Consider the following 24,527-nt stretch of genomic DNA (forward strand, 5'->3'; position numbering starts at 1 on the left):
CGCGCGACGCACCGCCACCCCCTCTTCGGACACACCGAGACCGCCGCGTCACGACGCGAGTCGCCTTCCGCCCCGGCAGAACGAACGGTCGGTCGACCGCGAACGATCGTCACGGTTCGACCAATGTGCCGTCGGCGATCAGTCGATCAACCCCGCCTGATAGGCGAAGATGGCGGCCTGAACTCGGTTTCGCGCGGACAGCCGCAGCAGGATCGCGCTGACATGGGCCTTCACGGTGCCCTCGGCGAGATGCAATCGCCGCGCGATGTCACTGTTGGACAGTCCATGGGCGAGCAGCGTCAACACTTCGGTCTCGCGTCGGCTGAGGGTCGAGACGGCCCGCTCGGCGGAGACGCGTCGGGCACGCCGGTCCGGCAGCCCCGCGATGATCCGCTGCGCGATGCGCGGGGACAGGTAGGCGGCGCCGTCGACGACCGCGCGAACTCCGATCAGCAGTTCTCGGGGATCGGATGCCTTCAACAGGAACCCGGATACGCCGATCCGCAATGCCCGGTCCACATAGTCATCCTCGTCGAAGGTGGTGAGCATGACGATCCTCGTCCCTGGCACGGCGCGACGGATCTCCTCGGCAGCGGTGAGGCCGTCCACGACGGGCATGCGGATGTCGAGCACCGCCACATCGGGACGACACGACTTCGCGGCCTCGATCGCCTCCGCCCCATCGGAAGTCTCCGACACCACCTCGATACCGGCCCCGGACGTCAGAATGGCGGCGATCCCGGCACGGATCATCACCTCGTCGTCGGCGAGCGACACCCGGATCATCCGCATCCCTCCTCCGGAATCCGCGCCGCGACCCGGAACCCGTCGCCCGTCGGCCCCGCTTCGAACTCCCCGCCCAGTACTCGCAGCCGTTCCCTCAGAGCGATGATCCCGCTGCGCGTTCCCGGCGAGGACGGGCTACCGGTGGCCGGGCCGTTGACGATCGTCAGCTCCACGGACCCTCCACTACGGACGAGACTTACGGTGACGGGCGCGCCTGGCGCGTAGCGAGCGGCGTTCGTCAACGCCTCCTGAACGACGCGACGCAGGGCGTGTTCGACGAGGGGTGTCACCGGTCCCGCCTCGTCGGCCAGGCGCACCTCCATACCGGCGTCCCGTACTCGGTGGACGATCTCGGCCAACGGTTCGTGGGCCGGAGTAAGCGGCGCGGCGTTCCCGGGATCGCGCAGGACACTGATCGCCTGACGGAGCCGGTCGGTCGCGTCGACGGCGCAACGCCGCAGCTCGGCGACGTCCTCACGGTGTTCGTCACTGAGTCCCTTCGCCACCTCCAAGGCTCCGGCGCGGACCGCGATCAACGCCAGTCCATGACCGATCGAATCGTGCATGTCGGTGGCGATGCGGGCGCGTTCGGCGGCGCGAGCGCGCTCGGCGACCTGCGCGCGCTCGCCGATCAGCCGCTCGACGTCGCGTCGGCCCGCCTCGACCAGAAGAGCCTGTTGACGCCGGAACCCGCCAGCCAGCCACGGCAGGACACCTGACAGGCACAGGGATATCAAGGCGCTCACGGACTCCCATGGATCGATCGGTGCCGTCGCGACGGCACCGACGATCGCGACCGCCGCGAACAACCGTCCACCATGGCACGTCACGAGGTGGCGGCCGTGCAGATACGCGATTACGGCGAGCAGCGGATAGGCGGCGACCCGCCAGACGCTGACGCCGTGGTCGGTGTCGACACCGTTGAGCAGCGCCAGGACCGCCAGCGCCAGGAGGGTCGCCGCCGACTTCATCCCGTGGCCCGACCAGTCCACAATGCCCAGGACCGGGCGGACAGGACGAGCGCGCCCGCGAGCGCCCAGGCCGCCACCATGTACGTCAGGGAAGCCGCGAAGTACGTCATGTGATCCCACAACGCGGTCCGGCGGATCAACAGCGAGATGAGATCCGGGAAGGCGGCGAAGAACGCGAGCGCCCCGATCGAGGGCAGGAACCGAAGCCCGACCCGCCACCACGCGAGTCCGGCGCGCCGTGTCGCCCACCTTCGGGAGCGGACGGCGCCGAGCACGCCCAGGATGAGCGCGCCGACGGCGAGTGCGGCCAGGATCAGGTCGTAGAGGAGACGGTCGGAGCTCAGTGGTTCCGGGGTCTCGCCCCGGGTGAGCTCGGCCAGCGCCATCCCGATGGCGTAGGTGTCGTCGACGATGGGCGCCCCGTTGGACATGACGGCGATGCCGTAACCCGTGTCGGGGAGGAGGATCGCGACGGCGTTGTAGGTGTACAGGTTTCCGGAGTGGACGAGTTCGCGTCCGTGGTCGGTGTCGTAGACGCCCCAGCCCATGCCGTACTTGTGGACGTCGGACGACGACTGCATGGTGCTGCGGCTCTCGTCGCTGATGAGGGGGTCGTCGTGGCCGCCCTGGCTGATGAGCCAACGTCCGAGGTCGTTGGCCGTCGTGATGACGCTGCCCGATCCGGTGGAGTTGAGCGAGACGGCGCGCTCCGCGCGAGACACCCAGACCCCGAACACGGAGTTGTGGCCGTCGGCGACGGGAACGTCCTCGTCGGAGTTGGCACTGCCGTTCATTCCGAGCGGCCCGAACAGATACCGCTCCATGTATTCATCAAAGGACAGTCCAGTGACGACCTCGACCAGGCGGGCGGCGAGGTCGTAGTTGACGTTGCAGTACGCCCAGTCCGAGCCGGGATCGGTGCTCAGGCGGTCGTCACCCAGGCGTTCCACCATCTCGGCCAGGGAGGTCGCGTCCTCAAGATCGACGATGTCGACACTGTCGGGGTTCTCGGTCAGACCGGAGGTCTGGTTGAGCAGGTGCCGGACCGTGATGTCGCGGTATCGCTTGTCCGCCATGCGAAATTCGGGGAGCTGGTCGGTGACGGGTTCGTCGAGCGCGATCGCGCCCTCGTCGACCAGCCGCATGACGGCGGTCGCGGTGAACGCCTTCGACAGTGAGGCGGTCCGCATCGGGGTGTCCGCGGTGACGGCGTCGCCGTTGGAATCGTGCCCGTATCCCGCCGCTCGGACGATCGTGTCCTCATAGGTGACGACGATCGACACACCGGGGAGGCCGGACGCGTCCACGGCGTCCTGAACGTAGGCGTCGATCTCGTCGGGGGTCGGGGGCGCGTCGGGGTTGGCGCTCGCGGGCGCCACGGACGACAACGCGGCGATGAAGCCGACGGCGCCCGCCGCGAGAATGGTTCTCCATGTGCTGTTCACGCGGTGAAACCTATGGCGCCAAAGGTCAAGAGCGCATGGGGCGAAAGACCGTGATCACCCCTGACGAAAGTCAGGAGTCGGCGCGCGGACCGGCGTCGGCCAGCGTGATTCGCGCGCGCAGGCCGTCAATGCCGTCGGCGACGATCGCGGCGTCGCCCGATTCGACGCCGTACCGGATCGCGTGGACGGAACCCATCCAGGAGTAGAAGCGCAGCCGCCGCCAGGACACGGATGATCCATAGTGACTGATGAGACGGGAGGTGGCGGCGTCGCCGAGTGTCGCGAGCAGCCCCACGAAGTCGATGGTCGCGTCGCCGACGGTGGCGGTCTCGAAGTCGATCATCCCGGTCGCGAATCCGGTGTCGGGGTCGACGAGGAGATGCTCCGTGCCGAGGTCACGGTGGACGAGCACGGGTTCGACGATGGACAGCGACGGAAGGATCGCGTCGAAGCGATCGAGGACCTCACGCGCCAGGGCGGCGTCGAGTCGGGGCACCACGAGGTCGGTGATCCAACGGCGATCGGCTTCGTAGCCCGTCCGCCACGCGGCGGGGTCGACGTCGGCGTCCACGAGTTTCGCGGCGCGGCGCACGGGGAAGGAGTGCAGGTCGCGCAGCATCGCGGCGACCGGCGGGAGCGGGTCTCCGGGGGCGAACGGCCTCCCCGTGACCTTCCGGTAGACCATGAACGTCAAGCCGTCGTGCTCGTCGACGATGGACGGTACGGGCACCGCGAAGTCGACGACGGCCGCAAGCTCGGGTAGCAACCGCGCTTCCCGGCGATGGGAGGCCGCGATCTCCTCGGTTCGCGCGACGCGCAGGATGTGCGTCCCGTTCACGTCGAAGGTCCATGAGGCCCAACCGCCGTGAATCGGGGTCGCCCGCGCTCCGGGCAGGCCGGCCGCCGCCAGCATCGTCGTGATCTGCTCGGGTGTCATGGGTACGAGGGTAGGCGCGTCCGCGCGGCCTGCCCGCAGCCGCTGGCGCGATCAGGTCGCGTCAGTCCGTTCGGGGCCGCCGTCGGCGCGGGCGGCGACGATCGCGGCCTCCACCGTGCGGTGGACCGTGATGTCCGCGTCGGCTTGGCCGGTATTCAAGACGTCGCGAACCTGGCCGATCTCGCGAGCGAGGTACAAACCGGTCCCGTTGTCGCGCAGCTGTTTCGCCAACTCCGTCAGCATCGCCGCACCGGTGACGTCGATGAACGGCATCGCGCGCCCGTCGAGAACGAGCGCGGTCGTGTCGTCGCGCACGAGCGCGCGGAGACCCTGCCGGGTGTGCTCGGCGTTGGCGAAGAACAGTCCACTCTCCAGACGGGCGACGACGATGCCCGGTTCGGTCGTCGCGTCGGGATGCTCGGCGACGTCGACCCAGACGCCGCCGACGCGCCCGAGTGTCGCCACGTGCGGCCGGGACGCGCGGTACAGCAACAACAGGAGCGAGACGGCGATCCCCAGGAACAGTCCGGGCAGCGTCCCGAGGACGAGGACGCCGAGCAGCGCCACGATGGCGGCGGCGAAGTCGGTACGCGCCGCCGGTCCGTAGATGCGCCCGAGCCGGGCCGTGTAGGTGCGGTACAGGCCACGAAGCGCCGCGACGTCGACGAGTTCGATGACGGCGGCGATGACGATCGCCGCGAGCGCGGCGTCGGGAAGCCTCTCGAACAGTCCGGTGAGGAACAGCAGGGTGATGACGGTGAGGGCGGCGACGATCAGGCCGGACAGCTGGCTCTTCGCTCCGGCGCCTCCGTTGACGGCGGTCTTCGAGAGGCTGCCGTTGACGACCATCCCGGACGCGAGACCGGAGCCGAGATTGGCGGCGCCGAGCCCCAACAGTTCGCGATCGGCGCTGACCTCGTACCCCTCCTTGACGGCGTAGGTCTTGGCCGCGCCGAGGCCTTCGGCGAAGCCGACGAGCAGTACGCCGACGGCGGGTCCCGCGAGTCCGAGGTAGTCCCCCAAGTCCACACCGGACGGCATTCCGAGTTGCGGCAGGCCGCTGTCGATGTGCCCGACGATGTCGACGGTGTGCTCCAGTCCGATGACCGCCACGGCCGTGATGCCGAGGACTGCGGCGACGAGCGAGCCGGGAACGACGGGCAGCCACCGTTTCAGGCCGAGCACCACGGCGAGGCAGGTCGCGCCGATCGCGACCGCCCAACCGTTGACGTCGCCGAGACTCGCGACGACGCCGCCGACCTGCGCGAAGAAGCCGCCTTCGGACTTGTCGACACCGAGCAGCGCCGGGAGTTGGCCCGCGATGATGGTCAACGCGAGCCCGATGATGAAACCCTTGAGGACCGGCGCGGAGATCAGGTTGGCGATGAAACCGAAGCGCAGCAGCCCCGCCAGCATCCCGACGACCCCGGTCGCGAGGGCGAGCGCGACCGTCAACGCGACGTACCGGTCCCCACTGGAGGCCGCGAGCCCGCCGATCGTCGCGGCCGACAGGGCTGCCGTCGCCGACATCGGGCCGACCACGAGTTGCCGGGAACTGCCGACGAGCGCGTAGAGCACGAGCGCCGGGACCGCCGCGTACAGGCCGACGACGGGCGGGACGCCGGCGATCGTCGCGTAGGCGAGGGCCTCGGGAACGAGTACGGCCCAGACGGTGAGCCCGGCAACGAGGTCGGTCCGAGACCAGCCGAATCGCCGGGATCTGTCGCGCGTCGAGGTCACGGGGTGACGATGGCGAAGTTCGGGTCCGGGTCCTCCAACAGGCTGAACAGTCGAGTGAGGACGCTCGCGTCGCCTCGGTGCTCGATGTCCCCGAGGCGGCCGTCCGCGAGGATCGTGAGGAGCTGCGGCTTCGTCAGACTGACGTCGAGATCGGTCGGGTCGCCCTCGCCGTTGCGGGGACCGTGGATGAGGGCCCCGTTGGACAGGGTCATCCGGTAGTCCTCCTTCAGATCGGTGAAGTGCCAGTCGATCGTGAAGGACTCGTTCCAGGCGCGCGGCCCGTCGACGCGAATGCCGATCGAGTCGAAGACCTGTGTCACGGACAGGGCCGGGGTGAGGCTCGATGCGAGCGCGATGTTCGTCTCGGGAACACCGTGGCGCAGTTCCTGGGCTCCCGTCAGGAAGAAGTGACGCCAGGTCGCGCACTCGGCGCCGTAGCCGAGTCGCGTGAGCACGTCCGCCAGGGTGTCCCGCGCCGACCTGTCGTCGGGGTCGGCGAAGACGGCGTGGCCGGCGAGTTCGGCCGCGAAGCGCAGGTCGCCGGCGGCGGCGTATTCGGCGGCCTTGGCCACGACGGCCGCCGTTCCGCCTAGGCAGTCGACGTAGCGCTTGCCCTGTTCCACGGGCGGATGCTGCCACAGGTGCGCGGGATTGCCGTCGTACCAGCCCATGTAGCGCTGGTAGATGGCCTTGACTCCGTGGCTGACGGAACCGTAGTAGCCCTGGACGTGCGCGCGATCGCGGAGGCCCGGCGGAAGTTCGAAGTCCTCGGCGATCTCGATGCCGGTCTCGCCCTTGTTCATCATCCGCAGCGTCTGATCGTGCAGGTACGCGTACGCGTCCCGCTGCTCCGCCAGGAACGCGACGATGTTCTGACGGCCCCAGATCGGCCAATGGTGGGACGCGCACACGACGTCGGTCTGGGCGCCGAACATGCGGATGGCCTCATTGAGGTAGCGAGACCACATGCGGGCGTCGCGGACCTGCGCCCCGCGCAGCGTCAGAAGATTGTGGAGCGTGTGGGTGGCGTTCTCCGCCATGCACAGGACGCCCAGGTCGGGGAGCATGAAGTTCATCTCGGCGGGCGCCTCGGTGCCTGGCGTCAGCTGGAAGACGAATTGAACACCGTCGATCGTCTCGGTCTGGCCGGTGCGCGTGATCTCGACGGTCGGGGGTATCAGGCCGACGGTGCCCGGCGACGTCTCGATGCCGAGGCCGAGGCCGACCCTGCCGGTCGGTGAGCGGTCGAGCATCGCCCCGCCGAAGTACATCCCGCGACGCATCATCGCCGTGCCCGCGTACACGTTCTCGGAGACGGCGTGCTCCATGAAGTGCTGGGGGGCGAGAATCAGGACGTCGTCGTCGATCGAGATGACGCCCTCGACGCCGCCGAAGTGGTCGATGTGAGGGTGGGTGTAGATGACCGCGACGACCGACCGGTCACCGCGCTCGCGCCGATAGAGGGCGAGCGACGCGGCGGCGGTCTCCTTGGACACCAGAGGATCGACGACGATGACGCCGGAATCGCCCTCGATGATGGTCATATTGGACAGATCCATGCCCCGGACCTGGTAGACGCACCCGGCGACCTCGTACAGCCCGTGTTTGGCGGTGAGTTTGCCCTGGCGCCATAGCAGCGGCCGGACGGTGTCGGGCGCGTCTCCGTCGATGAAGCCGTACTCGTCGACGTCCCAGACCACTCGGCCGTCGTCGGCCGTCACCGTCGCCGGTTCCAGTCTCGCGACGAAGCCGCGATCGGCGTTGTCGAAATCCACAGCGTCCTTCTCGGACAGTCTCATGCCGCTCCCCCGTGTTCTCCGACGGTTCGCGGCGCGCGACCGTCACCGCGTCGACCATACGGCCCCCGACAGTCCATTACAGGCGATCCCGGCGCGGCGTGTCACACCGGAACGACCGCGAAATCGGCGAATCGGCATCGATGGAACCGTGGAAGCGGAGGTATCATGATGCCCATGCCGAAACTGCGGATCAGCGAATGCGCGAGCCTGCTCGGGGTCTCCGATGACACCGTGCGCCGCTGGATCGACCAGGATCGGCTCTCCGCCTCCCGAGACGAGGCCGGCCGCATGGCCGTCGACGGCGCCGAACTCGCTGCGCTCGCGGTGGCCCTGGCCGACACCCCCGATCCGGGTATCACGGTGGCCGCCTCCGCTCGCAACCGATTCCGCGGCATCGTCACCCGTGTCATCGCCGACGGAGTGATGGCACAGGTCGACATGCAGGTCGGCCCGTTCCGCGTCGTATCGCTGATGAGCCGAGACTCCGCCGAGGAGCTCGGTTTGGAGGTCGGCAGCGTCGCCGTGGCGTCCATCAAGTCCACCCAGGTAGTCGTCGAGATCCCGGAGTCCTTATGCGCACCTTGCGAACGCTCGCGGCAGCGGTGCTCGCCCTGTCCATCGTCGGCGGCTGTTCGGGTACACCGACGGACGAACCGGGCGGCGGCATCACCGTCTTCGCCGCCGCGTCACTCACCGAGTCGTTCACCCAGATCGGAGAAGGGTTCGAGGACGCGAATCCAGGCACGACCGTCAAATTCAACTTCGCGGGCAGTTCGGCCCTGGCCCAGCAAATCAATGACGGTGCCCCCGCGGACGTCTTCGCCTCGGCGTCACCGACCAACATGGACCAGGTTGCCGCGACGGACGCCGTCACGGAGACCCCCGCCGTCTTCGTCCGCAACCGACTCCAGATCGCCGTTCCGGCGGGCAATCCGGCGGGCATCACCGGTCTCGACGACTTCTCCGACCCCGACCTGAAGATCGGCCTGTGCGCCGAGGCGGTCCCGTGCGGCGCCGCCGCGATGACGGCGTTCGCCGCCGCGGGCGTCACTCCCGCGCCGGACACCCTCGAAAAGGATGTCAAGGCCGTCCTCACGAAGGTCCGGCTCGGCGAACTCGACGCGGCCCTGGTCTACCGGACCGACGTCATCGCCGCCGACGACGAAGTGGACGGCATCGACTTCACCGAGGCGGACAAAGCGGTCAACGACTACCCGATCGCCGTGTGCGCGAACGCCCCGAACCCGGACGCCGCCGCCGATTTCGTCGCGTTCGTCGGATCCGACGAGGCGCAGGCCATTCTCACGAAGGCCGGTTTCGAGCTTCCATGACGCCGCCGGCTCGCCAGGCGAAACGCGGACGACGAGGGGAACCGGTGCGGCCGTCGGCACCGCTGATCCTCGTGGTGCCCGCGATCGCGGGCCTGGCGTTCCTGCTCATCCCCGTCGCCGGGCTGCTCGTCAATACACCATGGACAGAGCTGGCGGACCGACTCTCCTCACCCGCCGTCGCGCGGGCGCTGCTGCTGTCACTGCAATGCGCGACGATGGCGACCCTCGTCTGCGTCGTCCTCGGCGCGCCGCTCGGCTGGCTGCTCGCGCGCGGCATTCCGGGTGGCCGACTCATTCGGGCACTCGTGACCGTGCCGATGGTGCTGCCACCCGTCGTCGGCGGTGTCGCGCTGCTACTCGTGCTCGGTCGACGCGGCCTCATCGGCCAGTACCTCGACGCGTGGTTCGGGGTGTCACTGCCGTTCACGACGGCGGGTGTCGTCGTCGCCGAGGCGTTCGTCGCGATGCCGTTCCTCGTGATCGCCGTCGAAGGGGCGCTGCGCTCCGCCGACCCCCGCCACGCCGAGGCGGCCGCCACCCTCGGCGCGTCCGGGTGGACGGCGTTCCGCCGCGTCACGCTCCCGACGATCCTCCCCAGCCTCGTCTCCGGCATCGTCCTGTGCTGGTCACGGGCGCTCGGCGAGTTCGGGGCGACGATCACCTTCGCCGGTAACTTCCCCGGCGAGACCACGACGATGCCGCTGGCCGTGTACGTCGCGTTGGAGTCCGACCCGGAAGCCGCGATCGTCCTCAGTGTCGTGTTGCTGCTCGTGTCGGTCGTCGTCCTCGCGAGCCTGAGGGAACGCTGGATCCGAGGACCGATATGACCCTGCACGCCGACATCGAGCTCAGTCGCGTCTCCGGTTTCACGCTGCGGCTGCCGCTGACCGTCGAGACCGGCGAGGTCGTCGCGCTCCTCGGCCCCAACGGCGCGGGGAAGACGACGGCCCTGCGCGCCGTCGCCGGGCTCCTCCGACTCACGGGGGGACGGATAGCCGTCGACGGGACGACTTGGGACGCGCCACCGGATCACTTCACGCCGCCCGCCAAGCGCACCTGCGGTGTGGTGTTCCAGGACTACCTCCTGTTCGAGCACATGTCCGCGCTGGACAATGTGGCCTTCGGCCCGAGAGCGCGCGGCGCGGACCGGCGCACCGCCGATCGTCGCGCGCGGGAGCTCCTGGCCGAGGTCGGCCTCGCCGACCGGGCCGACGCCTCGCCGCGTGCGCTGTCCGGTGGCCAGGCACAGCGCGTCGCGCTCGCGCGAGCGCTCGCCACCACGCCGGACGTGCTGCTCCTCGACGAGCCGCTCGCCGCTCTCGACGCGGGCACGAGGGCCTCGGTGCGATCGCGCCTGCGGCACCACCTGAACGCCTATGGCGGCCGGACCCTGCTCGTGACCCACGATCCGCTCGACGCGATGGTGCTGGCGGATCGTTTGATCATCGTCGAAGACGGCGGAATCGTCCAAGAGGGATCACCGGGAGACGTCGCGGCCCGTCCGCGCACGGATTACGTGGCCCGACTGGTCGGGTTGAACCTCCTGCGCGGCGACGCCGACGGCGATCGGATCCGACTCGACGGCGGCGGCGAACTGATCTCGGCTGAGCCGACGACGGGCCCGGTCCACATCGTGTTCCCTCCGTCGGCCGTAGCCCTGCACCGCGAACATCCACAGGGGAGCCCTCGGAACGTGTGGCCGGTGACGGTCGCGGGGCTCGAGCAACACGCGGCCGTCATACGGGTGCACGCCGAAGGGCGACCGTCGGTCGTCGTCGACGTGACCGCGGTGGCGGTCGCCGAATTGGACCTCGTTCCGGGAGCGCGGCTGTGGGCGTCGCTCAAGGCCACCGAGCTCACGATCTCGGCGCGTTAGCGAAGGTCGGCGACGAGCCGGAACCGTTGGGCAACAATGAGCGTGTCGTCGTCCACGGTGAAGTCGGGGTCGCCGAGCTCGGCGCGAACGTCGTCTCCGTGCCAGAAGCGCTCGTGATCGGCGCGCCATTCCTCGACCGTGTCGTGGCCCTCGCCCTCGTCGACGGCGTGCCGAATATCCACATCGGCCATTCTGATCACGCGAACCTCGATCAGTTCGATCACCGCCACGGGCCTGTTCGCGGAGTCGACGACGGCGTACCTCTCGCCCGCTCGCGGCAACGGTTCCCCGGCCAGCTCCCATCCGACGAGCAGGGCGGAGGTCGTGGTCTTGGTTCCACCGAGGATCGCCGCGACCAGTCGGTCCCGCAGCGGACCAGGGAAGGCGAATTCGCTGATCGGCAGCGCGGCGGCCTCTTCGGGTGTCATCGTCATGCCGGAAACGATAGGCAAGACCAGATCGATTCGAGCGAGATGGCGACCCACCGTTGACAGCGGCGCAAGCGTGGTACATACTCAACCATATAGTTGAACAACTGAAGGGTTGAATACGTGCCGGAAGACCAGCTCAGCCTGACGTTCCACGCGTTGGCCGACCCGACCCGCCGGGCGATCCTGGCGCGGCTGGCCGACGGCGAGGCGACCGTCAACGAGTTGGCCGAACCGTTCCCGGTGAGCGTCCAGGCGATTTCGAAGCACCTGAAGGTGCTCGAACGGGCGGGCCTCATCACGCGGGGGCGAGCGGCTCAGTGGCGACCATGCCGGTTGCGCACCGAGCCGCTGGAGAACGCCTCGGAATGGATCGAGCGCTACCGCCAGGTGTGGAGCGACCGATTCGATCGACTCGACGCCGAGATTCAAGCGATACAAAGAGGAAAGAAGGACGACGACAATGGGTAAAGCGGAGTTCATCATCGAGCCGGGCCGCCCCGACATCGTGACGCGCCGGACCTTCGACGCGACGCCCGACGTCGTGTACAGGGCGTTCACCGAGTCCGACATGATCAAACGGTGGTGGGGGCGCGACACCGACGAGACGATCATCGATGTCAACGAGCTGAAGCACGGTGGCCGCTGGCGTTTCATCAGCAAGGGCAGCGACGGCAGCAAACACGCGTTCCGAGGCGTCTACCACGACCTGACACCCGCCAAGCGGATCGCTCAGACCTTCGAATGGGAGGGCGCCCCCGGACACGTCTCCCTGGAGACCGCCTCGTTCACCGAGGTCGACGGCAAGACCGAGTTCATCGGGGTGTCGGTGTTCCAGTCCGTCGAGGATCGCGACGCGATGGCCGCGACCGGCATGGAGGAAGGCGCCAACGAGGGCTACGACCGCATCGACGAGATCCTCGCCGAACGGCCCTGAATCGACCTCGGTGGGGCCTTTCGATCGCGCGGGAAAGGCCCCACGAACGTCGTCGAATGGAGCCCTGGCGCGAGAGCGGATGGCGCCAGCGGCCCGCGAAGCGGCGCCCTCGGCTTCGGCGCAAGCCTTGCGGAACGACGCATTCGCCGAGGCGGCCCGCCTGCGACCTTCTCTGCGATCGGTATCGGCCCTTCGCCGGGTTCCCCGAGGGTTCCGATTGTCGGACCTCCGTGACATCCTCTGGTCCGTGAACGATCCCCTCGACAACGTCCGCGAGTACATCGCCGACGAGGACCAGACCCCGCAGCCTCCGGTGGACGAGGAACTGCTCACGGCGGTGACGGGAGCGCTGGGTTTTCCACTCCCCGAGCTGCTCGTCCGGCTCTACACCGAGATCGGGGACGGCGGCTTCGGCCCCGGCTACGAGTTGTTGCCGCTGCACGCGGAGGAGGGCGAATCGCTCCTCGGCGTCTACGAGACGATGGTCGATCCGGGCACGACCTGGCCACGCGGCGTCGTTCCGATCATCGACTGGGGCTGCGGCATGTACGCGGCCGTCGACTGCCTCGACGACCGGGGCGCCGTCCTCCTGTTCGAGCCCAACGTCTTCTCGGGCGACTGGGCCGAGGTGTGGTTCCTCGACAATGACGACTTGGCCGACTGGTTGCGATCGTGGACGTCGCCGACGGCGTGGTTCAGCGAGACGGGCGAGGCCGAGGGCGGCCCGACTCCGTGGGCGGACGCGGCCGCGCGGCTGGTGACCTGACGACCGGCCTCGTCGGTTGACCGTGGCCTGATCGGACGGACCCGGGATCGGGCGGGTTCCCGAACGCGCGCCCAACCAGACCACAATGGATCAGTGGCCCGACGTCAGGCGTCCACGACCTCCGGCGCGGCCTCCTTCGTCGTGTACTTGAAGATGAAGCCGGCGGCCGCGGCGGTGAAGAACATGACGACGCCGTACATGGCGGCCGGGATCGCCATCTCGCTGCTGTTGAGCAATGCCGGGCTGACGGCGATCGCGATCGCCAAGGTCCCGTTGTGAATACCGATCTCCATACTGGAGGCGATGGCCTGACCGCGCTCCACTTTCATCAGTCGCGGCGCCCAGTAACCCAGGGCGAGGCTGATGGCGCTGAAGAGAACCGTGACGAGACCGACCGAGCGAACATAGTCGTCCATGTTGCTCCATTCGGCGGAGACGGCCCCGACGATGACGGCGACGAGGATCAGCGCGGACGCGATCTTCACCGGCGTGTGCATGCGGTCGGCGAAGGCCCCCCGGTAACGCTTGATCAGCATGCCGAGGAGTACCGGCAGCAGCACGATCGCGAAGATCTGAACCGTCTTGTCGAACTGGAGCCCGACGCCGTCGCCGTCACCGACGAAGTACGACAGGGCGAAGTTCGTGATCACCGGCAGCGAGACGACCGCCAGGACCGAGTTGATCGCGGTGAGGCTGATGTTCAACGCGACATCACCACCGAACAGGTGGCTGTACAGGTTCGCGGTGGTGCCGCCGGGCGAGGCGGCCAACAGCATCATGCCGACGGCGAGCGGCGCGGGCAGGTCGAACAGCATGATCAGACCGAAGCACGCGGCCGGCAGGATGAGGATCTGACAGACCAACGCGATCACGACGGCCTTCGGATACCGCGCGACGCGGGTGAAGTCGGCGGCAGTGAGGCCGAGCCCCAATCCGAACATGATGATGCCGAGCGCGATCGGTAGGAACACCGTCGTCAATACCGAATCCATGGATAGTCCTCAAGGGAGAGTGGGGGCACAGGTGCGCTCAGTCAACCACCCACCTCACGGAAACACAATCATCGGGACGTATCGATATCCGGGGGCGGTTCGACGGGATACGGCGCCTCGGCCGGTCGTTCGCGTCCACCACGACGTCACCGCCTCGTCGCGTGTCGGCGGTCCCGCGCACGATGAGCGACGAGGCGAGCGAGCGGGCGCGACGGGACGGGGTCGAACCCGCCGAGAGGTGGGGTTCTCGAAACCACCCGATCGCGAGACGACCATCCGCCCGGAGGAGGGCGACGCGGTCGACGACGCGCGAGGCGATCACGGTTCGCCTCCGTTGCCGGGCTCCCCCGCACGTCGACGACCTTTCCCCCGGTTCAGCCCGGCCGCAGGGAACACCCCCGGCACCGTCCCACCTGCCTTCCATGAGGATGTTCCCACCGGCGGAAGCCGACACCGTATCGCGATGGGGACGACGCACCGTCCATCTCGTCTCCTCGGCTCACCGCCGCGGCCCGACGATGGTACTGACGGGACGCCGGATGGCCGCCGGGGAGACAGCGCCCGACGGTGTCCGTGAGGTCCACCTTTTTCAGGGACGAGCGGCGCGGCGATCCCTAAGCTGACGGCCATGAACACTCGGGGGAAACGTGTACTCGTCGGGGTCGGTGCCATGTCGCTCGTCGCGGCGAGCCTGGCCGCATGTGGGAGCGATGACGCCCGGATCGTCCCCGCCGAGAAGTCACTCGCGACGGTGACGCTCACCCCCGAGGCCGGGCACGAGAAGGCGCCGTTGAGCACCGAGGTCGGCATCACGGTCGAGGGTGGAGAGATCACCGAGATCGTCATGCGGGACGAGGGCGGCGGTGACGTGGCGGGGCGGCTGCGCGACGACGCGAGCAGCTGGGTTCCCGACAAGCCGTTGAAACCCGCGATGACGTACACGGTGAACGTGACCGCGGTTGACGAGCGGCGGATCCCCAACAAGGTCGAGACCTCGTTCACCACGATGGCGGCGCCGAAGAAGACCGTGGAGCCGCGCATCTGGAACGAGGCCGGATACGCCTACGGGCAGGCGATGCCGGTCATGCTCGACTTCCCCGAGGACTACGAGGTACCGGAGAAGTACCGCGATGACGTCGAGCGGCGGCTGTTCGTGACGACGGAACCCGCGCAGGCCGGATCCTGGCACTGGTTCAACGGGCGGCACCTCGAGTACCGGGCGGAGGAGTTCTGGGTTCCGGGCACGACCATCGACGTCCACGCGGCGTTGAAGGGGGTGCCTCTCGGGCGCGGGGAGTACGGCGCAAAGGACATGAAACGGACGATCAGCATCGACAAGACCGAGCGCGTGATCGAAGTGTCCAACAAGGACAAGGAAATGGTCGCGAAGAAGAACGGCGAGGTCGTCAAGAAGATGCCGATCAGCCTCGGAAAGTCGAGCACGCCGTCCTACTCGGGGACGATGACGATCATGGAGCAGCTGCAGTCGACGGTCTTCGACACGACGGCGCAGTGCGGCGGCCGGGTCATGGGCGACAACTGTTACCGCACTCCGGTCGACTGGGCGATGCGGTTGACGTGGAGCGGCCAGTTCATCCACTCGGCGCCGTGGTCGGTCGGGGATCAGGGACACCGCAACGTCTCGCATGGTTGCGTCAACGCCTCGGCGGAGAGCGCGAAATGGGTCTTCAACTTCTCCCGTGTGGGCGACCCGGTCGTCATCACCGGCACGGAGGAGGATCTGCCCTACGGGGACGGTTACGCCTCGTACGACCTCGACTGGGACGAGTTCCGACAGGGCAGCTACCTGCCCGACACCGCGAAGCAGGCGGACGCGGACACCGACACGGACACGCCCGACACCGAGGACTGAGTTGACGGGGCCCCATCGGTCACGAACCCGGTGGGGTCTCCGGTTGCGGGAGCAGCCATTCGGATTCACCGGCCCGAAACAGACGCCGACTACAGTTCGCTGACGTGAGGATCGAACAGACCGGCTGGTCGGCACGCGATGCGGTGGCCCTGCGAGCCGCCCAACGCGCGGAGATCGCGGACCGATACGGCACCCCCGACAGCGAACCCGGCGTGACCCCGTCCGCTGCCGACATCGTGGTCTTCCTCGTTGCCTACGCGCCCGACGGCACCCCGACCGGCTGTGGCGGCCTCCGCGAACTCGACGACGGACTGGGCGAGATCAAGCGGATGTACGTGGCTCCGTCGTGGCGGGGAACGGGTACCGCCACCGACATTCTCCGCGCGCTCGAGGAATGCGCTCGCGACCGGAATTGGGTCGGGCTCCGGCTGGAGACCGGCGATGGCCAGCCGGATGCGGTCCGCTTCTACACGCGGTCCGGGTACACGCGAATCCCGAACTTCGGCGGTTATGTCGGGGAGGAGCGCTCCTGGTGCTTCGAACGCAGATTCCCGATCGACGCACAGACCACCGGTCCGTTACCAAGCGAGGCGGAACCATACCCGCCCGTCTCGCCCAGGCTCGCCCGAGCCACGGCGATCGAACCGCCTCCCCCGCGATGTCCACGACGGGGAGGTGTCCTGTCCGACGTCGCGATCCTCCGACGCCGTGAGTGGTCCCACGTTCCGCTTGGTTGGGCAAAAGTTCCGCTTGGTTGGGCAAATTGCGAAAACACGCCTAATTCGAACATTTGCCCAACCAAGCGGAGATTTCAACCAACCAAGCCAAAGTGGATGAATTGAGTGAGGTGACCCCTCGGGAATGGTTCGGTGTCCCGGTCGCCCTCCGACTTTCGAGCAGGTGTCGCACCAACGACGGTATCGACTCTCCGACGTCCACTATGGCTCATGGATGTCCATCATGTGTCGAAGACGCCATCGCCCGCCGGAGAAGGCATCCGCGGCGGGCGATGAATCGGCGTGAAGGGCTCAGTCCTCGGTGCGGCGGGCCAGTCGGGACGGCCACCAGATCGGGGAACCGATGTCGTACAACAGACCGGGCACCAGAATCGACCGGACGACGATCGTGTCGATGAGGACGCCGACGGCCACGATGAACGCCAGCTGCACGAGGAACAACAGCGGGATGACCGCGAGCGCGGCGAAGGTCGCCGCGAGGACGACACCCGCCGAGGTGATGACGCCGCCGGTCAGAGTCAGTCCTCTCAGGATGCCGGGCCGGGTGCCGTGCGCCAGCGCCTCCTCGCGGATTCGCGATGTCAGGAAGATGTTGTAGTCGATGCCGAGCGCCACGAGGAAGACGAAGCCGAACAGCGGAACGACGGGGTCTGCCCCTGGAAAACCGAAGGCGTGGTTGAACACCAGGGCCGACAGGCCGAGTGTGGACAGGTAGGACACGGCCGTCGTCGCGATCAGGATCAGCGGCGCGACGACGCTGCGTAGGAGAAGCATCAGGATCACCAGGATGACGGCGAGGACGATCGGCACGATCGTCACCAAGTCCCGATTCGCGGTGTCGCGGGTGTCGACGGTCGTCGCGGTGTCGCCGCCGACCAGCACGCGGTCGTCGAGTTCGGGAAGCCGCTCGCGGAGGTCACGTACGGCGGCGAGTGCTTCCTCGCTGTCGGCCGGGACGTTCAGGGTGGCCTGCAGTTCGACCGTGGGACGGCCGTCGATGTCAACGACGACGGGCGGTTCATCGGCGCCTGGACGTCCCTGTTCTTGGGCCGTGCGCGGAGCGACCGAGTCCACGACGGGGGAATCCTCGATCGCGGCGGCAACGTCCTCGTAGCCGTCGGCGGCCGTCAGCACGATCACGGGCGTGCCGGAACCGGCCGGGAAGTAGTCGGCGAGAATCTCCTGGCCCGTCACCGATTCGGTCTCGCCGAGGAGCAGATCGGTCTCCGGCACTCCCTGGGCCTTGAACGTCGGCGTCAACGCCGCGAGGCCGATGAGGACGATCGACGTCACGATCCACAGCAGACGCGGACGGCGCTTGACGACGCCGGCGACACGCTCCCACAGTCCGGTCCGTTCGGCGTCGGTCTCGCGCGGCGCGAACGGGAAGAACGCGACCCGGCCGAACAGCAGCAACAGTGCCGGTAGGAACGTGAGCGACGCGACGAGCGCGAACAGGATGCCCGCCGACGCGACGGGTCCGAGGGCGCTGTTGGAGTTCAGGTCGGAGAACAGGAGACACAGCAGGCCCGCGACGACGGTGCCGGCGCTGGCGACGATCGGTTCGAGGGATCCGCGCCAGGCGGTCAGCAACGCGCGTGGGGCGCTTCTCTCGTGCCGCAACGCTTCGCGGTATCGCGCGACGAGCAGCAGGGCGTAGTCGGTCGCGGCACCGATGACGAGGATGAACAGGATGCCCTGCGTCTGTCCGTTCAGATTGATCCAGTCGGCCGCGGCCATCCCGTACACGGCGAGCACGGCGGCCGACAGCGCCGCGACGGAACTCAACAGGACCAGGATCGGCAGGATCGGGCTGCGGTAGACCAGAAGCAGGATGAGGAACACGGCCCCGATGGCGACCAGCAGCAGTATCCCGTCGATGCCTCCGAACGCGGAGACGAGGTCGGCGCTGAATCCGGCGGGACCGGTCACGTAGTGCTCGACGCCCTCGGGAGTGTCGGCGAGCAGGTCACGGATCGCGTCGACCGTCTCGGGGCCGTCGCCGTCGATCAGGACGACCGCCTCGACCGCCTCCGGGAGCCCGTCGGTGGTGGTGCGTTCCGATGGGATGGGCGGGGACGCGTCCAATACGCCGTCGAGGGCGGCCACGTCCTCGATCTGAGCGCCGAGCTCGATGAGTGCCTCGCGGTCGAAGCCCTCGGATGAGCGGAAGAGCAGGATCGCGGGTATGGCGTCCTCGTCGTCGAAGGCGGCGCGCAGCTCCGCGACCCGGGTGGATTCGGCGCTGGCGGGCAGGAAGTCGGTGTTGCTGCTGGACTGGACGTCGGACAGTTTCCCGAAGTAGGGGCCGCCGATGCCGGACACCGTCAACCACGCGATCACGATCAGCAGCGGAACGAGCCACCTCTTCACAACGCGCACGCCACACTCCCCTGCCATCGGCAACAACTGCGGCGTTGATCATGCACCATCGCCGTCGGGCACGTGTCGGCGGAGCGGAAATGGACGGTCACGAACGTCGACCGGTCACACGAGGGAGGTCCACAAGTCACCGTCTCGTCGTCGGGCGGCTCTACGTCACGGGTTCGAATAGACGAGAGACAGGACGTCGACCTGGATGCGCAGGGTCTCGGTGACGTCGCCCGTCAGCGCGAACATCACGACGACGGCGTCCTCGTCCTCACCGAGCACCAGTCGGAAGTTGGACGTGTCGGTCCACATCGGGTACTCGTAGCGCCGTTCGGTGTCATCCCAGTTGGTGTCGCGGACGCCGAGTGCGATCGTCTCCTCGTCCGCCAGCCCGAAGTCGTGGCCGAGGATCTGCGCCAGGTTGCGGCAGAACGGCATCAGATGGTCGAGGAAGATCCAGCCGCGGATCGGGGTGGACGCTTCAAGGGACGTTGGAGACACGCGGGTTTCCTTCGACGGCGAACGGGAGGGGTCGTTGGAAGCGTAGTTTCCCTCCGTCGCCGATCCCATTCGGGTTGCGATGCAAGCACGCCAAGGGTTCCAACGTGGGCGTCCACCATGGCCCAGCGGCGATGATCCGCAGACTCGACCGCATCGTCACCGCGACCCGACGATTACAGCTATCGAAGCATTGACATTCGACAGTGTTGTGAAGAGAATCTACGCCAGGTGAACTCCTCGGTAGGTTTCGCTCAGCAGTGCCCCACCCTCCTACCTGGAGCTTCATCGAGCCGTGGTTCACCCCGCCTATCGAAAGTCCACTTCATGAAACGTGCCCGGAAACTCTGCGTCGCCCTGGCCATCGGAGCCATCGCCGTCGCGACAGCCCCGTCGGCCGCGTGGGCCGGTGACGCCCAGCCTGAGGCGATCAACTACGTCGCCATGGGCGACTCCTTCGCCTCCGGCGCCGGAGCCGGAAACTACGCCGACGTCGCCGAGGTGGCGCCCACCAGCTGGAAGGGCGGCGACTGCCTCCAGTCCGCCAACGGCTACTCGCCGTTGCTGGCCGCCGAGCTCGGCGCGACGCTCGACTTCCAGTCCTGCAGTGGCGCCCAGACCGCCGACATCCACGCCGACCAGCTCGGCACGATCTCTGCGGCGACGGACCTCATCACGCTGTCCGTGGGCGGCAACGACGTCGGATTCGCCGACGTCATCCAGACCTGCACCTTCAACGGAACCGCCACCTGCACCAGCAAGGTGACCGAGGCCGAGAACAAGGCGCGCTCCGTCCTTCCCGGACGCCTCGGCACGCTGTACTCCGCGATCAAGCAGAAGGCCCCCAACGCCCAGGTGATCGTCCTCGGTTACCCGCAGCTGTTCATCGGGAAGACCTGCTTCGGGAACACCGGTGTCAACCTCGACGAGCAGGCCCGCATCAACCAGGCCAACTACGTTCTCAACGGCATCATCAAGACCGCCGCCACGAGCGCCGGCTTCACCTATGTGGACACCATGCCGCCGTTCGTCGGCAAGGGCGTCTGCGCCAGCGGCGCGTGGATCAACGGCCTGAAGTTCAACCTGGCCGAGGCCTACCACCCCAACGGCAACGGCCACCGGCTCGGATACCTCCCGCTGATCCTGGCGAAGGTGAACCAGTTGAGCCTCACCACCGCCTAGTGCCTCTGGGCTCGCCACCTGGCGTCCCACCCCGGTACAACGCCCCTCGACGGAACCGTCGGGGGGCGTTCTCGCTTCCGGCGAAAAGGGGGGGCGCGGACTCGGGCGGGGACCGACGAGGAGGCGGCCCGTCGAAGGCGTCGACTGGCCGCCCCCGCCGAAGCGCCCCCCACCGTCGAGCGCCTGCGGCGATGGACATCCGGCAATCCGACGCCCGTGGCCCGGAGCTCTCACGGCTCCCGGTGGGGCGGGAGTCTTACGAGGTCCCCCCGCGCGATCCCGGTCGCCAGTGTGATTTCGGGTGGTCACGGCGACGAACATGGAAGGCGATCGCGCGGGTCCATATCGGAGTCAGCGGTCGGCTGAGGCGAGGAGTCGCGAAGAGGCCGTAACTCCCGGTGCTATTCGTCGGAACCGCCGGCACCCGGCGTGGACGCGGTGGTCGCCGTCCCCCCGCTGACGTGCAGAACGGCGTCGGCCCCGTCGAGAATCGCTCGGTCGAGAGGGAAGTAGCCCTGTTCGGGGGTGGCGTCTGTGCGCGCGACGGCCGTATCGACGGCGTCGGGCGCCGTCAGCCCCCAGGTTCGGAACCGCTGCTGAAGAACGCCCTCATAGGTGTCGGGCTCGGCGTCGTGAAGCCCGATACCCTCGCCGCACCCCAGACTGCCGACGACGAAGGCGTACCGCCCTCCTAGGAGCGACCCGACGATCGCGCCGGTGCCGAACCAGCTGAGGTCCATACCGGCCATGTTCATATGGCTGGGGCTCAGTTGCAGGTGGATGTTGTGAGCGAAGACCACGGTCGGACCCCGACGGGTCTCGATGTCGCGGATGTCGAGAAGGTTCTGGGCCATGAGCGCGTCCCGGGTCCCGGACAGACGGCTCCACCGCTGACTGTTCTCGATGCGGTTCGCGGCCTGCCGGTGATAGCGCAGCAGACCGAGGCCAGACATCAGATAGGTCTTTGCCCGGTGCCATTCGGCGCGTGACGTCGCCGCGATCAGCCCAGGCGCACGGGCGTGGAGCGAGGTGAACATGTCATCGGCGATCGCCCGCAGCCGTTCGGCTTCGGGAGAATCGCCGGGTGACTCGGCCGGGTCCATGACCGCCTCGGTGCGGCTCCACCGTTCGTCGTCACCGACGAGACCGGCCAGGTCGAGGTCGAGTCCCAGGTAGTCCCGAACGTATTCGAGGTGGCCCCGAGGACTGTCCGCGGTGAACTCCAACGGAGCGTCCATGCCGTGGAAGGACAGTCGTTCCCGAGGTGGCCGGACCTCGTTGTACTCACGCATCCAGGCCACCAGCCACCGATTGGCCTCGATGGCACCGAACCCGTGGGTGAAGCCGTCGTTCAGCACCGAGTCGAGGCTGCCCACTCCATGTTGGACGAAATCGTTGACGGTGAGCGCGGCCACCCGGTCCGTCTCGAGCGCGATCGACCGGAAGCCGCGGTCGACCAATTGGACGAACACCTCGTTGCGGACCTGCCCGAAGGCCGGTTCCCGATGTGTCGGCTCACCAAGCCCCACGATGTCATGCGAGTCATTGACGAAGTCACGAATGTCTTGAGTCATGGCCTCAAACGTATCGTTGAAAGAACGGTTGACACTTTGCCTAAGGGCGACCTAGTGATCATGCGTTAAAGTCTCAATCGATGGTGAACTTGAGGCCTTCGGATCTCGCGCGGGAGCACGGCCTGTCGACTCAGGCGGTCCGCAACTACGAGCGCGACGGTTTCATCCCGCCCGCTGAGCGCGGCCCCAGCGGCTACCGGATCTACACGAAGACGCACGCGGTGGCGCTGCGCGCCTTCCTCGCTCTCGCTCGGGCCTACGGCCATTCCGTGGCCGGCGAGATCATGCACGCGGTCCAGGAAGACGAGCTCGACGACGTCTTGATGATCATCGATCGCGGTCACGAACAGTTGCTCCGTGACCGGGGCACACTCGACGCGGTCGCGGCGGCGGTCGACCGCCTGACGGCCGAACCCGCGCTGGACCGGACAGCGGATCCGACCCCCTACGGCATCGGCGAACTCGCGCGGCGGCTACACGTCACGCCCGCGACCCTGCGCAATTGGGAGGAAGCCGAGATCCTTGCCCCCGAACGGGATCCGGCCACCGGATACCGCCGTTACAACACCGGCGACGTCCGCGACGCCGAACTCGCCCACCTGCTCAGGCGCGGCGGTTACCCCCTGAACCACATAGCCACCGTCGTCCGGCAGATCCGGACGGCGGGCGGAACCGACGCGCTGGCCCGGGCCCTGGAGGACTGGCAGCTCAGACTGACCCGACAGGGCCGCGCCATGCTCGCCGCGGCCGCCCGGCTCAGCGGCTACCTGGACCTGCTCGACTCCCCCGCCCCCTGAACGTTCGTCGCTGTTGAGGCGGCACCGTCGGCGACGACACCGGGTCGACTCGGCCGCCAGGTTCAGGCGTATTCGATGATCAGCGCGGAACCCGCGTCGACGGCGGCACCGGCGGCGGTCGCCAAGGTACGGATTCCCGACGCGAGAGTGTCCTCGTCGGTGGCTTCGAGGACTTCGCCGAGGTGATCCAACTCGGCGACGAGCCTCGGCGCGGAGAGGACGACGCCACCGACCGCCGCGTTCGCGCAGATCACCGGATCGAAGTCCAGTGGGGAGTACACGACGGGCTCACCGGAATGGTGCAGGAAATGGTCGAAGGCGGCCAGCCTCGCCTCACCGCTGATCGTTGGCGAAACGCCGTTGCCCCTCACCGTCACGCGGTGCTCCGGGCCGCGCTCCCAGGCTGCGACGAGAACCGGATCGGAGAACAGGCCCTCGTCGGTCATCGGGAGATCGGTCAGGGCCCGATCCGTCGCCAATCGAGCCGCCGCGCACCGCAGGCGTGTGACGACCGAGCTCGGCAGTCGGTCGGCGCGGGCGTCGACGGTGTCCGGCTCCGTCCACGCCGCGAACGGGAAGCTCTCCGCCACCAGCCGGGATCCGTCCACAAGATCCATGAAGTAGCCGGTCGCGGCCTCCGAGAAGAGGAACGCCTCGTCGGAGCTCGACGGCGTCGCGTGTCTCAGGCGGGCGGCGCCGCTGACCAAACGAACATGCATGCGTCGACCCTATCGACGCGATCCGGCCACACGGTGGGCCAACGCGCCGTTCGGCGAGTCGGACACAGTAGATCGCCGGTGCGCGGCGGGGTGCCGGGACGGCCTCCCCGGCCGGTTCGTCACCGCCTTCCGTGAAGGCCGTCGTCACCACGGCGCGGCGAACCGACACCGCCTATGATTTGATCTATTTAGGACTGAAACGATACAATGGGCGCGCACAACCGTTGCTGTGATTCGATTCTGGCGAACGATGATACATAAGGGATCTTGATTCGAGAGCGCCGGTGGAGGGGGACCGCGAATTGCATACCGGTTAAGCTTCGACGTCCGTCCGCCGGGCGACACGAGTCGCCTCAGGTTCCGCGGACCGACTTCATCGAACACACTCGCTTGTGGATACGCATGCGGGTGAGTTCGCCGTGGGGATCGACGATCCGCGCGACCAACGTCAGCGACCGAAGGCACCTTGTGAAGACCGTTGCGCCGATCCCGACCGGGATGTCGACGACCACACCTCCGCCACGGCACTCGACCGGTGCCCCGGATCGGATGATCACCGTGCCGTCCGACCGTCTGGCCGCGCGTCCCACGTCAGTCGCCTCGAGAACGGCGCACGCCGAAACTCCGGCGGCGGCGAAGGAACGGCTCGTCGAGCGATCGCACCGCCTACGCGCACGCGCCGCACCGTCCGATCCCGATGACGGCCAACCCAACACGCGGGTACTCGCTCTCCCGTCGTGACGCCCCGGCGATCCCGTCCATGAACGCT

Annotated in this window: 21 protein-coding genes and 2 pseudogenes; 11 read left to right on the plus strand and 12 right to left on the minus strand. The window is 67.9% G+C overall.

Annotation, left to right across the window (positions count from 1 at the left end; genetic code table 11):
* Window positions 1-138 precede the first annotated feature (138 nt).
* The 6 genes from ACM9NP_RS04765 to ACM9NP_RS04790 all read right to left on the minus strand — a co-directional run bounded on the left by ACM9NP_RS04765 (window position 139) and on the right by ACM9NP_RS04790 (window position 7,678).
* Complete coding sequence (locus ACM9NP_RS04765) at window positions 139-786, minus strand: response regulator (protein ID WP_415645347.1); 648 nt, start codon at window positions 784-786, stop codon at window positions 139-141.
* Window positions 783-1,757, minus strand: a complete 975-nt coding sequence (locus ACM9NP_RS04770; RefSeq protein ID WP_415645348.1) for a sensor histidine kinase — start codon at window positions 1,755-1,757, stop codon at window positions 783-785. The genes ACM9NP_RS04765 and ACM9NP_RS04770 overlap by 4 nt, the downstream gene beginning before the upstream one ends.
* Window positions 1,754-3,202, minus strand: a complete 1,449-nt coding sequence (locus ACM9NP_RS04775) for a serine hydrolase domain-containing protein (protein WP_415645349.1) — start codon at window positions 3,200-3,202, stop codon at window positions 1,754-1,756. The genes ACM9NP_RS04770 and ACM9NP_RS04775 overlap by 4 nt, the downstream gene beginning before the upstream one ends.
* Before the next feature lie 70 nt (window positions 3,203-3,272).
* Entirely contained in the window at window positions 3,273-4,139 is an 867-nt protein-coding gene (locus ACM9NP_RS04780) for a phosphotransferase family protein (protein WP_415645350.1), read from the minus strand.
* Between the two features lie 51 nt (window positions 4,140-4,190).
* The gene (locus ACM9NP_RS04785; RefSeq protein ID WP_415645351.1) at window positions 4,191-5,879 is read right to left on the minus strand and encodes a SulP family inorganic anion transporter; all 1,689 of its coding nucleotides are present in this window, start codon (window positions 5,877-5,879) and stop codon (window positions 4,191-4,193) included.
* Window positions 5,876-7,678, minus strand: a complete 1,803-nt coding sequence (locus ACM9NP_RS04790; RefSeq protein ID WP_415645352.1) for an alkyl/aryl-sulfatase — start codon at window positions 7,676-7,678, stop codon at window positions 5,876-5,878. The genes ACM9NP_RS04785 and ACM9NP_RS04790 overlap by 4 nt, the downstream gene beginning before the upstream one ends.
* A 174-nt stretch (window positions 7,679-7,852) precedes the next feature.
* On the opposite strand from ACM9NP_RS04790, the pseudogene ACM9NP_RS04795 reads away from it, so the two are divergent.
* The 4 genes and pseudogenes from ACM9NP_RS04795 to ACM9NP_RS04810 all read left to right on the plus strand — a co-directional run.
* Window positions 7,853-8,248 (plus strand): annotated as a pseudogene (locus ACM9NP_RS04795) (TOBE domain-containing protein); the annotation flags it as partial.
* Window positions 8,249-8,250: 2 nt separating this feature from the next.
* The gene (gene modA, locus ACM9NP_RS04800) at window positions 8,251-9,009 is read left to right on the plus strand and encodes a molybdate ABC transporter substrate-binding protein (RefSeq protein WP_415645353.1); all 759 of its coding nucleotides are present in this window, start codon (window positions 8,251-8,253) and stop codon (window positions 9,007-9,009) included.
* Window positions 9,006-9,836, plus strand: coding sequence for a molybdate ABC transporter permease subunit (modB, locus tag ACM9NP_RS04805; protein WP_415645354.1), 831 nt, complete (start codon window positions 9,006-9,008; stop codon window positions 9,834-9,836). Before modA ends, modB begins: the two co-directional genes overlap by 4 nt.
* Window positions 9,833-10,885 (plus strand): ABC transporter ATP-binding protein, encoded by a 1,053-nt coding sequence (locus ACM9NP_RS04810; protein WP_415645355.1) that lies wholly within the window; start codon window positions 9,833-9,835, stop codon window positions 10,883-10,885. Before modB ends, ACM9NP_RS04810 begins: the two co-directional genes overlap by 4 nt.
* On the opposite strand, the gene ACM9NP_RS04815 is transcribed toward ACM9NP_RS04810, so the two are convergent.
* A complete protein-coding gene (locus ACM9NP_RS04815; protein ID WP_415645356.1) occupies window positions 10,882-11,319 on the minus strand; it encodes an ASCH domain-containing protein in 438 nt (145 codons plus the stop codon). The genes ACM9NP_RS04810 and ACM9NP_RS04815 overlap by 4 nt on opposite strands.
* A gap of 117 nt (window positions 11,320-11,436) precedes the next feature.
* On the opposite strand from ACM9NP_RS04815, the gene ACM9NP_RS04820 reads away from it, so the two are divergent.
* The 3 genes from ACM9NP_RS04820 to ACM9NP_RS04830 all read left to right on the plus strand — a co-directional run bounded on the left by ACM9NP_RS04820 (window position 11,437) and on the right by ACM9NP_RS04830 (window position 13,016).
* Complete coding sequence (locus ACM9NP_RS04820; RefSeq protein WP_415645357.1) at window positions 11,437-11,784, plus strand: ArsR/SmtB family transcription factor; 348 nt, start codon at window positions 11,437-11,439, stop codon at window positions 11,782-11,784.
* Window positions 11,777-12,250 carry an SRPBCC family protein gene (locus tag ACM9NP_RS04825; RefSeq protein ID WP_415645358.1) on the plus strand — a complete coding sequence of 158 codons (474 nt, stop codon included), beginning with the start codon at window positions 11,777-11,779 and terminating at the stop codon, window positions 12,248-12,250. The genes ACM9NP_RS04820 and ACM9NP_RS04825 overlap by 8 nt, the downstream gene beginning before the upstream one ends.
* Before the next feature lie 247 nt (window positions 12,251-12,497).
* The gene (locus tag ACM9NP_RS04830; RefSeq protein WP_415645359.1) at window positions 12,498-13,016 is read left to right on the plus strand and encodes an SMI1/KNR4 family protein; all 519 of its coding nucleotides are present in this window, start codon (window positions 12,498-12,500) and stop codon (window positions 13,014-13,016) included.
* A 104-nt stretch (window positions 13,017-13,120) separates the two neighbouring features.
* On the opposite strand, the gene ACM9NP_RS04835 is transcribed toward ACM9NP_RS04830, so the two are convergent.
* Complete coding sequence (locus tag ACM9NP_RS04835; RefSeq protein ID WP_415645360.1) at window positions 13,121-14,008, minus strand: bile acid:sodium symporter family protein; 888 nt, start codon at window positions 14,006-14,008, stop codon at window positions 13,121-13,123.
* 628 nt (window positions 14,009-14,636) lie between these two features.
* Here ACM9NP_RS04835 and ACM9NP_RS04840 point away from each other — a divergent pair.
* Complete coding sequence (locus ACM9NP_RS04840) at window positions 14,637-15,881, plus strand: L,D-transpeptidase (RefSeq protein WP_415645361.1); 1,245 nt, start codon at window positions 14,637-14,639, stop codon at window positions 15,879-15,881.
* 104 nt (window positions 15,882-15,985) lie between these two features.
* Window positions 15,986-16,426, plus strand: a pseudogene (locus ACM9NP_RS04845) (GNAT family N-acetyltransferase); the annotation flags it as partial.
* Between the two features lie 483 nt (window positions 16,427-16,909).
* On the opposite strand, the gene ACM9NP_RS04850 reads toward ACM9NP_RS04845, so the two are convergent.
* Both ACM9NP_RS04850 and ACM9NP_RS04855 read right to left on the minus strand, forming a co-directional pair.
* The gene (locus ACM9NP_RS04850; protein ID WP_415645362.1) at window positions 16,910-19,000 is read right to left on the minus strand and encodes an MMPL family transporter; all 2,091 of its coding nucleotides are present in this window, start codon (window positions 18,998-19,000) and stop codon (window positions 16,910-16,912) included.
* Between the two features lie 156 nt (window positions 19,001-19,156).
* Entirely contained in the window at window positions 19,157-19,489 is a 333-nt protein-coding gene (locus ACM9NP_RS04855) for a hypothetical protein (protein WP_415645363.1), read from the minus strand.
* 324 nt (window positions 19,490-19,813) lie between these two features.
* On the opposite strand from ACM9NP_RS04855, the gene ACM9NP_RS04860 reads away from it, so the two are divergent.
* Window positions 19,814-20,668: an SGNH/GDSL hydrolase family protein gene (locus tag ACM9NP_RS04860; RefSeq protein ID WP_415645364.1), complete on the plus strand. Its 855-nt coding sequence runs from the start codon at window positions 19,814-19,816 to the stop codon at window positions 20,666-20,668.
* 401 nt (window positions 20,669-21,069) lie between these two features.
* Here the strand turns inward: ACM9NP_RS04860 and ACM9NP_RS04865 are convergent, their stop codons facing one another.
* Window positions 21,070-22,242: an erythromycin esterase family protein gene (locus ACM9NP_RS04865; RefSeq protein ID WP_415645365.1), complete on the minus strand. Its 1,173-nt coding sequence runs from the start codon at window positions 22,240-22,242 to the stop codon at window positions 21,070-21,072.
* Between the two features lie 80 nt (window positions 22,243-22,322).
* Here ACM9NP_RS04865 and ACM9NP_RS04870 point away from each other — a divergent pair, with 80 nt between their 5' ends.
* The gene (locus tag ACM9NP_RS04870) at window positions 22,323-23,039 is read left to right on the plus strand and encodes a MerR family DNA-binding transcriptional regulator (RefSeq protein WP_415645366.1); all 717 of its coding nucleotides are present in this window, start codon (window positions 22,323-22,325) and stop codon (window positions 23,037-23,039) included.
* A 62-nt stretch (window positions 23,040-23,101) separates the two neighbouring features.
* Here the strand turns inward: ACM9NP_RS04870 and ACM9NP_RS04875 are convergent, their stop codons facing one another.
* A complete protein-coding gene (locus tag ACM9NP_RS04875; protein WP_415645367.1) occupies window positions 23,102-23,758 on the minus strand; it encodes a hypothetical protein in 657 nt (218 codons plus the stop codon).
* Between the last annotated feature and the right edge of the window lie 769 nt (window positions 23,759-24,527).

Origin of the sequence: Stackebrandtia soli, from assembly GCF_965137155.1 — a bacterium.
GTDB lineage: Bacteria > Actinomycetota > Actinomycetes > Mycobacteriales > Micromonosporaceae > Stackebrandtia > Stackebrandtia soli.